Origin of the sequence: Blautia wexlerae (genome assembly GCF_013300825.1) — a bacterium.
Classification (GTDB): domain Bacteria; phylum Bacillota; class Clostridia; order Lachnospirales; family Lachnospiraceae; genus Blautia_A; species Blautia_A wexlerae_B.
Window position 1 is genome coordinate 79,515 of record NZ_JAAIMY010000002.1, and the last position, 12,043, is coordinate 91,557.

10 protein-coding genes are annotated in these 12,043 nt (G+C 39.4%); 4 read left to right on the forward strand and 6 right to left on the reverse strand.

Annotated features, from left to right (window positions below; all coding sequences use genetic code 11):
• Nucleotide 1: 1 nt before the first annotated feature.
• A complete protein-coding gene (locus G4417_RS01875; protein WP_014080786.1) occupies nucleotides 2-373 on the forward strand; it encodes a TnpV protein in 372 nt (123 codons plus the stop codon).
• Nucleotides 374-634: 261 nt separating this feature from the next.
• Nucleotides 635-4,582 carry a hypothetical protein gene (locus G4417_RS01880; protein ID WP_173682441.1) on the forward strand — a complete coding sequence of 1,316 codons (3,948 nt, stop codon included), beginning with the start codon at nucleotides 635-637 and terminating at the stop codon, nucleotides 4,580-4,582.
• A 201-nt stretch (nucleotides 4,583-4,783) separates the two neighbouring features.
• Here the strand turns inward: G4417_RS01880 and mobQ are convergent, their stop codons facing one another.
• The 6 genes from mobQ to G4417_RS01910 form a co-directional block, all read right to left on the reverse strand.
• Nucleotides 4,784-6,493 carry a MobQ family relaxase gene (gene mobQ / locus G4417_RS01885; protein WP_173682442.1) on the reverse strand — a complete coding sequence of 570 codons (1,710 nt, stop codon included), beginning with the start codon at nucleotides 6,491-6,493 and terminating at the stop codon, nucleotides 4,784-4,786.
• Between the two features lie 137 nt (nucleotides 6,494-6,630).
• Complete coding sequence (locus tag G4417_RS01890) at nucleotides 6,631-6,852, reverse strand: DUF3847 domain-containing protein (protein WP_009265797.1); 222 nt, start codon at nucleotides 6,850-6,852, stop codon at nucleotides 6,631-6,633.
• Between the two features lie 170 nt (nucleotides 6,853-7,022).
• A complete protein-coding gene (locus tag G4417_RS01895; protein WP_055290462.1) occupies nucleotides 7,023-7,880 on the reverse strand; it encodes an ATP-binding protein in 858 nt (285 codons plus the stop codon).
• Entirely contained in the window at nucleotides 7,877-8,593 is a 717-nt protein-coding gene (locus G4417_RS01900) for a replication initiator protein A (RefSeq protein WP_055219545.1), read from the reverse strand. Before G4417_RS01900 ends, G4417_RS01895 begins: the two co-directional genes overlap by 4 nt.
• Nucleotides 8,594-8,611: 18 nt before the next feature.
• Nucleotides 8,612-8,995 (reverse strand): adenylate cyclase, encoded by a 384-nt coding sequence (locus G4417_RS01905; RefSeq protein ID WP_173682443.1) that lies wholly within the window; start codon nucleotides 8,993-8,995, stop codon nucleotides 8,612-8,614.
• A gap of 3 nt (nucleotides 8,996-8,998) precedes the next feature.
• Nucleotides 8,999-9,916 (reverse strand): ParM/StbA family protein, encoded by a 918-nt coding sequence (locus G4417_RS01910; RefSeq protein WP_117738693.1) that lies wholly within the window; start codon nucleotides 9,914-9,916, stop codon nucleotides 8,999-9,001.
• A gap of 220 nt (nucleotides 9,917-10,136) precedes the next feature.
• Between G4417_RS01910 and G4417_RS01915 the strand changes: the two genes are divergently transcribed.
• Together G4417_RS01915 and G4417_RS01920 are read left to right on the forward strand one after the other, a co-directional pair.
• Nucleotides 10,137-10,811, forward strand: a complete 675-nt coding sequence (locus tag G4417_RS01915) for a response regulator transcription factor (RefSeq protein WP_014080778.1) — start codon at nucleotides 10,137-10,139, stop codon at nucleotides 10,809-10,811.
• On the forward strand, nucleotides 10,799-11,977 hold the full coding sequence (locus tag G4417_RS01920; RefSeq protein WP_117852275.1) for a sensor histidine kinase: 1,179 nt from the start codon (nucleotides 10,799-10,801) through the stop codon (nucleotides 11,975-11,977). Before G4417_RS01915 ends, G4417_RS01920 begins: the two co-directional genes overlap by 13 nt.
• Nucleotides 11,978-12,043 lie beyond the last annotated feature (66 nt).

Here is a 12,043-nt window from a genome sequence, read left to right on the forward strand (position 1 = left end):
CATGAAAAGCACATTTGAAAAAATGGGTGGAACCTACACACTTGGCGCAGACGGAATTTACTATCCGAATCTTGTCAGTACAGATGAAGAACCGCATTATGGGAAATATGGAATGATGCGGAAAACATATCTGAAAGAGCATCGTCTGGCAATGTATTCACTGTATATGTTGGAAGACAGACTGGTGGAACATCTGAATCTTGTGGACGATGAAGCACAGGAGAGAATGGATATTCTGGTACGTCAGATGATGGAGCAGCAGGGCATTACGGAAGAATTGAAAGCTCGTGATCAGATGGAATGGGTCAGAGCGGTAAACAATATCCGGAATGCTGCAGAAGAGATTGTGTTAAAAGAATTAGTGTATATTTAAGGTAATGGAAAGCTCCTTCGGGAGCTTTTCGCTGTTTGGAAGAGATTATATAGAAAATGGGTTAAGAAGATGGTATTATTAAAGCAACGGGATTTTTTTATTATAGTATCTAAAATGTTTTATTCATTACAAGGAAATGGAATTGATGAATGCCATTAAACTTCCTAATAGAAATAGAATCGTTCGATATTCTGAATTGGAAAATTTGATAAGTACAGATTAGAGCACGTGTAGATGTAATAAGAGAACGAAAGGAAAAATATGGGAAAAAGCACAAAGAAGAAAAACAAAAAGATTACAGCTCCAAAAGCAAATATTCAGGAATTAAGTATTTCTAGGGATGGCGGACAAATTGCACTCAGGGGGTATTCATATCAATTTTTGTATTCGTGTTATTTAATTCTTTCGTCATCAAATCCAAGCAATTTTTTCCAGCTTGAGGGGATTGAAGATATTGATTGTATCATGCAGAAAAATGGTAGTAATGATATTACTCATATACAGTTGAAATATTCTGTCAACAAACAGGATGCCAGCTTTTTAACTGATGTGCTCAAAAATTTTCTTGAAGCATATTTGCTGGATCAAAATAGATTTTTTAAGCTTGTTTACGATTTCCCTGTTGCAAAAGGCCATCTAAGTAAGATATTTGCATCTAAGTTAGACGAAAAATCACGCACCCATTGGGCTGGCGTGATTTCAAATATCAAGAAAAACAATCCTTCTTGGAATTGGTCTGTTTATGATTTCGATAAATTTATTTCACATCTGTCATTTGAGAAGATTGAAAAATCTATACTTGCTACTGAAATTGAAAAAACCTTAATTAGAATTTATGAGATTAACACAGACAATGTTTCATTATTTGCAAATAGCATAAAAATTCTTTGCTTTGAAAAAATGGAGCAGCGGGCCTATGTGACAAAAGCAGAATTAGATTCCAAAATCCAATCTGTCAAAATAGATATCAGTAAGGGTCCTCAAAATCCAGCTCATAGTTGGATTCGTAAACTGGACTACTCTAAGCCTAGCATTGATGAAGGGTGTAGTTTTTACGAAGGGAAAAAAGCAACACCAGCAGATATAGTAAGTGGGTTTCCAATCAAACGACCGAGTTTAGAAAAAGATGTTATTAATTCTATTTGCGAAAACATGGTTACTGTAATTAAAGCTTCTAGTGGGCAAGGAAAAACCACGCTGGCTTTGCGGGCAGCTTATATTCTCCAAAATGAATATATACCATATCAGTTACTATGGTGTGATGAGATAAAAGAAATTGGGAATATTGTCCAATATTTCAAAGCAAGAATTCAGCTTGGTGAAAAGATTCTTATCTTAATTGACAATCTGGATAACCATCTCAGCAAATGGAATTATCTTGTTCAGCTCTTACAATCCGAATTGCATTGTCATTATAAGTTGCTCATCACATCGCGAGAGATGGATTGGTATAATTATAGTGGTGACTTGAGCAATATCCAGTCTTTGAAAGTAATTAAGCCGGTTTTAGAAGAAAAGGAAGCAATAGAGATATTCAATCTATTCAGAGAGGCTAAGCAACTTCACCCAAGCATAACAAGCTGGCAAAGAGCATGGAATAAGATTGCAGAAAGGCAACTACTTATAGAGTATGTCTACTTGCTTACTCATGGTGAGATGTTATCAGAAAGAATAGCCTCACAAATATCCGAAATAGGACAATCATCTTCTGGCAAAGCAAAATGTGAAATCTTACGCAAAGTATGTTTTGCAGATCTTTGCGGAGTCAGGCTTTCTGCTATCAAACTTTCTGCGAGTCAATCAGAAGACTCTGGCTCGGATTTTGGGGAGCTTTTAAAAGGTATGGAATCGGAGTTCCTTGTGCATGTAAATGAAGAGAGTGGGTATATTGAGGGGCTACATCCCATTCGGTCAAAGCACGTTGTTAAGAGGCTGCATGAATTCCTGCCAATTGACAATACCGCCATTTCAGTTATGAAAATGGCGGACAAAGCGGACCTATCGATACTGTTTTCTCATCTGCCGGAGTTTACCCTGAACAAAGAAACGTTTTTCCGCGATGCGGTCGAGAGTCTATGGGATGAAAAAGACCTTTCAAACTATACTTCTGCAATACAGGGGCTTTTTTCAGGGAGTGTGATGCAGTATTTCCTTTCTAACCGGGCTGCGTTTGACGATGCAGATGCCCACGGCGGTCTTTTTCTTCTATCGACCGAAATGTGCCCCTTTGCTGTATTCGAGGATTTCGGTGTGTCGATGGATACGCTGGACAAAATGCGGGAAACATTTCCGGATAATAAGAATATAGAATATCTTTGCCGATTACGGGAGCGTATTCCCACCTGCTGTTTGCAGGAAACGTATGTCTATATTTTCTGCGATTGTTTATATAGGAAAATGCGCACCTTTCGTTTTGACGGAATAAAGGACATCACGTCCTATACCTCCATTTCTGAGTGGATCTATAACATCAATCCAGAGTGGAATGTATCGGCCGGATTTTCTCTGGACGATCTTTGGAGCAAGCCAGAAAAATTGACGCTGGAGTGCGTTTCTACGCTGATGTATCTCTCCTACTGCGGGAACAGAGAGAAATATATGGAATTTGTGGAACGAAATCTTAAGAGTATTCTTACGTACCTTAAGCAGTGGACCAGATCACATAGGGTATTTATTGATTCCGAAAAAAAAGCGATTCACATTGAATATATCCTTCGATTGCACAATATTAAAACGGGAAATGAGCAGAGCGTCTCAAGGCTGAAATTCCTTTGTAAAGCCTTGCCTATTTTTGATTTGTATTGCGCGGATGCTCTCAAGCCGACAGTTGATTTGCTCTCGGCTTATCCTGTTCCCGACGATGCACATAAAGAAATGCCCATTAAAAATATTGTAATCATGTTCCATCAGAATCTTACGTCGCTATGGAACAAGACCATTATGAGCAATTACGAATTTGATACCGCGACAGAATGGTTAAATTACTGGTTTGATGTGAGAGAACATATATGTTTGCTTGCAGATAAGTGCTGTGCCTGTATTTACAAACTCCTTGGCGGAAAACCATTAGGGAGTTTGGCCGGGGAGGTAGATCAACTTCGTGAAGAATTTGCCCTAATTACTACTGGTGAAAAGCGATATCCTAAAGAAGATCGTCCTTTTGAAGAAAAAGCTACAGTGCCCGAGAGGTTAGGAAAAATAAAGAGTAAATACTTTCAAAGCATACAAAACTTTATGAATCAGTTTGCAGGGTTCCTCATTAAGAATGAACAAAAACAAAGATTGGCTATGGTTAACCTCACAATAGCTCAAAGTGCTCTTGTGACAATGCAGAATTACTTTGCAGACATTGCAATTGATTTTAGCTTTCAGGAAAGACAGTTGACTCTTTGTGTTATGGAAACACAAAACATAGAGCGACTAATAATGTGCTGTAGCTACTACCAGACACATTCGCCAAATAAGTATTTTAATAAATATCAAATTAGCAATTGGTATGACGGGCATTGTCGGGATGAGAGAAAGATAGTAGAAGACGGATTGTCGGAATTAGAATCAAAGTATTCGATTCATTTTCCTGATCAGATTTACACCATTGACATGTTGAGCTATTATCCCATCATAGTTGGTAATTTTGATATGGCATCGGAAAGCAATTTAACCGAATGGCTTCTGGGCTGTATCGCATTTGCTGATGCTCCCTTTGATTACCTAGTCATATTATCTGCAAACGAGTCCAAAGAAATAGATTCTACTGCTTTACAGTTCCCTCGACGGATGCTCGTTGACGTCAAGAAGGCAATCGAATCAGAAAATCATTCATTGCTTGATAAACTGGTGCCTCCATATCCTGTGAATGTGACAGCACAAATGCTTGACTGCTTTAGTGAAAAATATGATTTGCCTGAAAAAAAAGTTACCGATGTCGATGAACTTCCAATAGGATATATTGCAGAAGAACTATGGATATATTCTAAATCTGTGGAGTTGTTGACGGAACCAGAAGATGCGTGTTATCTTGCAGCTCAAACGCAAGATATTCAGCTCAACATTACGGAAATGCTTTGTTTATTGAAGAACAAGCTTCCGGTCAAAGATGTCGATTGGTTAATAGAAATTTGTGATAACGTATTTTCAGGAGAAAAATTTGATGACATTATGTTCAATAATGTTATTGAACATTTCATACAGAAAAAGATTGAACAGTAAAATCGTTGTAGCTTGATTGTTTTAGCAGACAGTGTCTATTTAATCGAAGAAAAAGAATGTTGATAGTATAGGCATTGAAAATGCTAGACTATGACTTAGATTTCAAATAAAAGTAAATAGTTGGAATATTAAAATAATAATGTGTGAATATTATTCATTGTCTCGGCACCATTTATGGTGCCAGGACAATACTTTAGATGATTACAATTCCATATCATGTGACCTTTTCTTAGTCCGAGCAGACTGATTTCGCCGCATTTCCTGTTCTCTCTGATATTTAAGTTCCCATGCACGATGGGAGAAAACATCAGGGTCTTCCACATTGAGATAATCCACCTCATCGGCTGCAATATCACGACGGTGATAGTCATAATACTTACCAAAAGTACCTTTGAGCTGCTCGATCAGCTTATCCCGGAAATCAGGACGTATCTGGATTCTGGTATCCAGTAACTCGGTATATTGTTCTGGTTCAGGATGAAATTTTTCTTCCCGGAAAGCGGCGGCATCTTTTTCAAGCTGTTTTTTGAGCGAGATGTCCTGAGAATCTAGGATATCAAGATTGTTATTCATTTGGTCATATTTCTTGGATAGATTCGTCATATCTTTATCGGTAGAGCATTGTGCCTGGAAGATTAGCTGCTCTTTCCTTGATTTCAGTTCTTCAATTTCTTCGGTAACAGTGGTAAGCTGCTGATTCAATTTTATATGCTGGATGGGATTCAAAATACTGGTTTTCTCTTTTTTCACATTCAGTTCTTTCCGCTCTGTAACTTTAGCTTTGAGTTTCTTTTTAACGGTGTTGTATTTATTCAGTATTGGATTAAAATGATTCATCCAGTCATGGATCACTTCTTTTTGCATCTCATTGTGGAGCAAATGATATTGTGTAAAAATCATGTGATTTCGGATTGCTTCCAAGGTTTCTGCAATTATTGGAATAGACTTTTCTACAGCTTCAGCCAGTTTTGCTACTTTTGCTTTTAATTCTCGGAGCATTTTGTTATCCGCACGAATCTGACGGTTGATTTCACAGCGGTCTGCTATCATGCCTTTCTTTTCCATATTCTGGGCAATGTAGCCTTCATGGATGGTTGGCTGTTCGGTGATTCCCTGAGCTGCAAAGCTGCGGTGATCAATGGCGGCATTTATCTGATTACGTGCAAGCATTTTATTTACGGCATCTGCCCAGTTTGCTCTCCAGATATGGAGTTGTTCATCACTGTTCCATTGTTCGGAAATAGGATTCTGTCTGCCATATCGGCTGCTCTTGGGGTGTTTATCAATCCGTTCATATCCTTTTTCCTGTGCGGCAGAGGAAGTCAGATATTCTTTCTTTTTCCCAACTTTATAGCGATATTGCTTTTCCCATCCCTGTTTCTGAGCAGTTTTAAATTCAGAAGCAGTAAATCCTTTTTCTTCTCCATCTTTGATACAGAGATATTCTTTTTCGGTTTTATACTGCCATGTTCCATTTTCATTTAGTGGTCGGACAGTAAGAAGAATGTGTGCATGGGGATTGTGACCATCTGTATCGTGAATGGCAAAATCAGCACACATTCCCATATCTACAAAATTCTTTTGAATAAAATTTTGAAGAAGAGAAATATTGCTGTCTTTATCCAACTCAACGGGGAGTGCGACAACAAATTCTCTTGCAAGTCGGCTGTCTTTGGTCTTTTCGTTTTCTTCCACAGCATTCCAGAGTTGTTCCCGGTCATTCCATTCCAATGGAGCCATTGAAGGAAGCATCACCTCCTGATAGATCAGCCCCTGCTTTCTGGTATAGTCATGCTGGATGCCGTCATAATCATTGTACATGCGGCTACAGCTCATATAAGCAGAAGCAGCAACAGCAGACCGACCGGAACCACGGCTGACGACTTTGGCTTGCATATGATAAATTGCCATATCTGGCACCTCCTTTCGATGTTGCCTGCAACAGCGGATAAAGCCCTCGGCAGAGCGCACGAGCCCCGAAGGGGATACCACTGCCTGATTTATCAGGTGGTGAGTAAGTGCGCCCTTCGGGAGTAGAACTTGTGCGTTTACATTCCCCGTAACCGGATCATCAGCTCCCGTTTTAGGGAATCTAAATCCATTTCTTTAATATGGGGAACAATACTTTCCAGAATTGCTCCTTCCTGGACTAATCGGTGTGTTCTGGCATCACGCTCTTTTTTCCGATTTCTTGCTTCAGCTTCTTCCTGACGGTGCTTTGCCTGTAAAAGTGCCTTTTCTTCTGGTGTTATTGTCCTTTTATCTGCCATATCTGGCACCTCCTTTTTATGCCCGTATCCGGGCAATTTTGGTTTCAAAATCTTCTGGTCTAGTACTATAGTTTCGGATAACTGACAGTGGCATATTTCTGGTGATGAATATGAAAAGAAAGTAGCACCACTGCCAGTGAGAAATAACTATTGAGTTATACTCCGTTGTTTCAATTCTGGTTCAAATCAGGATTGCTTAGCAGGATTTTCTTCGCCTCTTTCAAATTGGCGGAAGCGTTGTCCTGACGGATATTCCGGTTATTGATACGGACAGGAATACATCTCTCTAGAATGCGGTCATAAATTCGTTTGTGTGCGATATCAGCGGCGTTATTCAGCTCTGATAAAGTGAGATTGGTCGTTATGATCAGGGGCTTTTTACTGCGGTAACGGCTGTCAATCACATTGAATACCTGTTCCAGTGCAAAGTCAGAGTTCCGCTCAATTCCGAGATCATCAATAATCAGAAGACTGTAGCGGTTTAAGCTGTTGATGAACTGGTTTCTGTCTTCAAAATGCATTCCGGTAAGGGTATTCAGAATCCGGGAAAAGTTGGTCATCAGTACAGGAACGCCTTTTTCCAGAAGGGCATTGGCAATGCAGCCTGCAAAAAAAGATTTTCCAGTACCTACATCACCCCAGATGAGAAATCCGGAAGCGTTTGCTTTCATCTCTTCCCAGTTACTTACATAATTGTGTGCCAGTTTTATTTCCGGATTGATGCCGTTATCCCTGGCAAAAGTGTAGTCATAGAGTGCTTTGTCCTGTAAGCCGCTGGTTTTAAGATGCTCTATTTCCATTTGTTTTTCATGAAGTTTTCTCTGGGCCTCTTCCTGCTCAAAGATTTCCTGCTGGCATTTACAGCGGATGGAAGGAATAAGAACCTTTCCCTGTAATTCATGCCGGCATTGTCTTGGCGTATTGCATTTGGAACAGTAGATCAGGTGGTCTGTTTCGTTAAAATATTCATCAGGCTGAATCTCTCTGTTTGGTGTTATAGCGGTTGCTTTTTCTGTAAATCTTGTCATAGTGTTTCGTATTCCTCACTTTCGTAATTCCTTTGCCGGGAAGCAGGATGATCCTGTCTTGCCCAACTGATGATGGTAGCTGCATGGTTCTGATATTGCTTTCCGGTAGAAGCCATATAACCGGATAAGCGTTCAATATAATCCTTCCAGTCAGGGATTGTCTGCCGGATATCTTCAAGCTCTTTTTCTGACAGAAAAACATTTTGAAATTTTCCATAGGGTGAGAGTGGCTCCTTACTCCCTCTTTTTTCTAAATTGTTCTTTTTTATCTCTTTCTTATTACCAGACAGTTTTCTGTCTGTATCAGGGAAAGAATCCTGTCTGTCAATAGGACAGTTTTCTGTCTGTCTTAGGGAAAGAAATCTGTCTGTATAGTGGATGGTTTCTTTTGGGAGTTTTACATAAATCCGATTGGGCTGTCCGGGTCCCTGCCGTTTTCGGAAGATAAGCTCCTGTTTTTCCAGTACTGCCAGAGCAGTTTTAACCGTCATCTGGCTTTTATGGAGAACTTCTGCCAGTGCTTCAATTGTAAAGTAAATGAACACATGACCATTGATATCTGACCAGCCCTCATTTTTCTGGGAAAGCCTTGCCCGGTCGAGCAGGATAATATAAAGCATTTTGGCAGTTTCGTTTATTTCCATGTCCAGAAGAAAACGGGGAAACATCATATAAGATGGCAGGTTGGTGTCTGCTGTCAGAAAGTCCGTCATGTGTTCACCTCCAATCAGTTATTCTCCAAGAAAATCCCAGTCTACATCACTATCTGGCTGTGAATTTTCAGGTGTTGGAAAGGACGCCCTGATTTGGGGCTCCCTTTGCACCATGCCTGCAGTCAGTCCGGAAAGAAAAAGTGGCAATGCCTGTTTCAGACTGTTTTCCACTGCATCTACAATCTGTTTCACAAAAAGTTCTTCCCGTTCTCTTGTTTCCAGATAAGGATCAGCCTGTGTGCGGTAGTAGCGGTCAAAATAATCTACCAGTGCAAGAGAGATTACCTGACTGTAAGATTTAAAATCCTGCCTGTCCATCGTCTGTAAATATTCCCAGGCTCTCCGCTGCTGTTCTTTGTCCAGATTAAAGCGCAGGTTTGTGTTGCGGATATTGTTCTGCATGGTTTATCCCCTCCTTTTCAGGCTCATATAAGCCAGAGATTCGTAACCTTTGGCAGTGGCGCAGATGTCATCAATGATTGTGACTCGTGATTTGTCATACGTTCCGAAGTTACGGATCAGGCATCCACCGCCGCCAACCACATACAGGCGCATCAGGTCAGGATTGTATTCATATTTGCGGAGCGTGGAAAAAAGTTCTGCCACATACTGTCTGGCAATAGAACTGATACAATCCAGATATGGTGTTGAAATGTCAGCTGTTCCAAACCGCAGAATCTGTTCTACTGTGGATTCTTCAATTTTCACTCCGAATTTGTCCAGAACAGCGTTCTTTGCGGCAATCATGCACTGGTTTACACCAAGTTTTTCTGTCCAACATCGGCTCTCCTGCGCTTTCTTATTGTTGACATACAGAATGTTCATGGTTCCGTTTCCGATATCTGCAAGGAGATTGGTTCCCTTGAAATTTCCTAGTTGGTTTACGATAGCCGGATACCCCTGTGGGTAAAGGCTGCATCCCACAAAGCGGAGATAATACTCTTTGCCGTTAAAAAGGTAATGGACTTCTGGATTCTGGAGCAGATAGGAACGAAAAGCTTCTCTTTGATTTCTGATCCATGTGAGAGGAAGTCCGGCAGCCAGATGAACATCTGCTTCACGGATGGAAAAGACATTCAGTTCCCTTGCAATAGCCATTAGTGTCAGAAGATAATATTCTTCGTCCATAGCTTTATCCGGAATAAATTCTTTGTGTCCTTCGCCGATCCGGTAGTAAATGCCGTTGTATTCCAGAATATTCCCGGTGAAGATTGGTTCAGTTTCATAGGCTTTGATGCCGGTTGGGGTGACGGTGTTTGCTGTTTTCATATTGCCGTAGCCATGATCTACAGCAATGATTTTTGTGTTTCTGAGTTCTCGCATAAAAAATACCTCCGTTTTCGTATTGATTGATTCAGCAGGTCGTACCGGTGTGGTACTGCTCTGCTGTGAGATAAGCATACGAAGATCGGAGGTAAAAGACATTGAGGGGAAATTGAGCAGGAATTGAGAAAAAAGATATATTGTGCTTACGTTCTTCATGTACTCTTGTTGTGATTTCATTGTTTTTTATCGTATAATATGGATACTGGAGGTGGTTTGGATGAAATACAAGATTTTAGTTGTCGATGATGATAAAGAATTGGTGAAAATGCTTTGTAGTTATTTTAATATGAAACAATATGAAACCATTACGGCTACAGATGGAATGGAAGCATTAAATAAAATAAAAATGAAACCGGATATTATTTTGTTGGATATCAATATGCCACGTATGGATGGGATTGAAGTATGTCGTCTGATACGCAGTAAAGTGTTATGTCCAATTTTATTTCTGACAGCAAGAGTTGACGAAGATGATAAAATTAATGGGTTGCTTTCAGGTGGGGATGATTATATCACGAAACCATTTAGTCTTCGGGAGTTGGAAGCGAGGATTGTTACAAACATAAAGAGAGAAGAAAGGCATCAACAAAAAACAGAATACCGCTTCATGGATGAAATGCTGATTGATTATTCTGAAAAAATAGTAGCTATAGCTGGACACAGGATGGAGTTCACAAAAATTGAATATCAGATTATAGAATTCTTATCCATGCATCCAGGGCAGGTGTTTGATAAAGAACGTATATATGCACAAGTCTGTGGATATGATGCGGAAGGGGACAGTAGAACGATAACGGAATTAGTACGGCGTATAAGGAAAAAAATAGCGGATTATTCAGAAAAAGAATACATAGAAACTGTATGGGGGATTGGATACCGATGGAAAAAATAAGAAACTTGTCACTGAAAAAAACAATTCTGCTTTATTTTGTGATCAGCTTAACGGCAGCATTTCTGTTATCTGGATTTACAGTTCATTTTGCAAGAAATATGCAGAATAAAATATGGGAAAAATATATTGATTATGCAGATTATACGGACGTGTTTCAGCAATATGGAAAGAAATACGAGATTGAGATATCAAGACCTAATCAATCGCAGATGAATCGTTTGGACTATCATCTTTCGGAAATGTGTGACTTTATGGAAACATATTCGGTACTGATTTTTTCGATTGTTGGGAGTGTTGTTGCGGTATTCTTTTTTTATAAAAATAAGTTAAAGACACCTCTACAGGAACTAAAAGATGCCTCACAAATGATTGCAGATAATGAACTGGATTTTCATGTGTCCTATGAAAATAAAGATGAGATGGGAACTTTGTGTAAAGAATTTGAAATGATGCGAAGTGATTTAGCAGATAACAACAGAAAGATGTGGCGAATGATTGATGACGAGAAGGCTTTGCGGAATGCAATTGCACATGATATACGTTCTCCACTTTCCATATTGCGTGGGTATCAGGAAATGCTCTTAGAGTTTGTTTCTGCTGAGAGTATAAAAACAGAGGATGTTATTGATATCTTACAAACAGGCATGTATCAGATTGACCGTATAGAGCATTTCACGGAAAACATGAGAAAAATGTCCCATTTAGAACAGAGGGAACTGCAATGCTCAGAGATAGAATTATCGGAACTGGCAAAAAAGATTGAGGCAGAAGCTGCCATGCTGTCCAAGAAGGAAAGTAAATTATGTAAGGTAGAAAGAGTGCAGGAACAAAACATTGTGAAAGTGGATGAGGAACTTGTCATGGAAGTGACAGACAACTTACTGGAAAATGCGGTTCGATATGCACAAAAAAGTATTGCTTTGCAGATAAAGAAAAAGGATGGTTTTCTTATAATTTCTGTTGAAGATGATGGAATAGGATTTGTGGATACTGAGGAAAAAGTAACAGAACCATTTTATCATAAGAATCCACAAGATGATTTAAAGCATTTTGGCCTTGGTATGTATATTTCTCGTATTTTCTGTGAAAAGCATGGAGGAAATTTGAAAATATATAATGCCAGACAAGGCGGTGCTCATGTAGAAGCTCTTTTCAAAGCTGAATAAAAATACTTTATAAGGCTGAAATCACAAATAAAGTGGTTTTAGTCTTTTTTATTGTGAATTTATTGA

Excerpts from the sequence above, each read along its gene's own strand:
- G4417_RS01875 (WP_014080786.1), top strand. The coding sequence starts at position 2 with ATGAAAAGCACATTTGAAAAAATGGGTGGAACCTACACACTTGGCGCA.
- G4417_RS01880 (WP_173682441.1), top strand. The coding sequence starts at position 635 with ATGGGAAAAAGCACAAAGAAGAAAAACAAAAAGATTACAGCTCCAAAA.
- mobQ (WP_173682442.1), bottom strand. The coding sequence starts at position 6,493 with ATGGCAATTTATCATATGCAAGCCAAAGTCGTCAGCCGTGGTTCCGGT.
- G4417_RS01890 (WP_009265797.1), bottom strand. The coding sequence starts at position 6,852 with ATGGCAGATAAAAGGACAATAACACCAGAAGAAAAGGCACTTTTACAG.
- G4417_RS01895 (WP_055290462.1), bottom strand. The coding sequence starts at position 7,880 with ATGACAAGATTTACAGAAAAAGCAACCGCTATAACACCAAACAGAGAG.
- G4417_RS01900 (WP_055219545.1), bottom strand. The coding sequence starts at position 8,593 with ATGACGGACTTTCTGACAGCAGACACCAACCTGCCATCTTATATGATG.
- G4417_RS01905 (WP_173682443.1), bottom strand. The coding sequence starts at position 8,995 with ATGCAGAACAATATCCGCAACACAAACCTGCGCTTTAATCTGGACAAA.
- G4417_RS01910 (WP_117738693.1), bottom strand. The coding sequence starts at position 9,916 with ATGCGAGAACTCAGAAACACAAAAATCATTGCTGTAGATCATGGCTAC.
- G4417_RS01915 (WP_014080778.1), top strand. The coding sequence starts at position 10,137 with ATGAAATACAAGATTTTAGTTGTCGATGATGATAAAGAATTGGTGAAA.
- G4417_RS01920 (WP_117852275.1), top strand. The coding sequence starts at position 10,799 with ATGGAAAAAATAAGAAACTTGTCACTGAAAAAAACAATTCTGCTTTAT.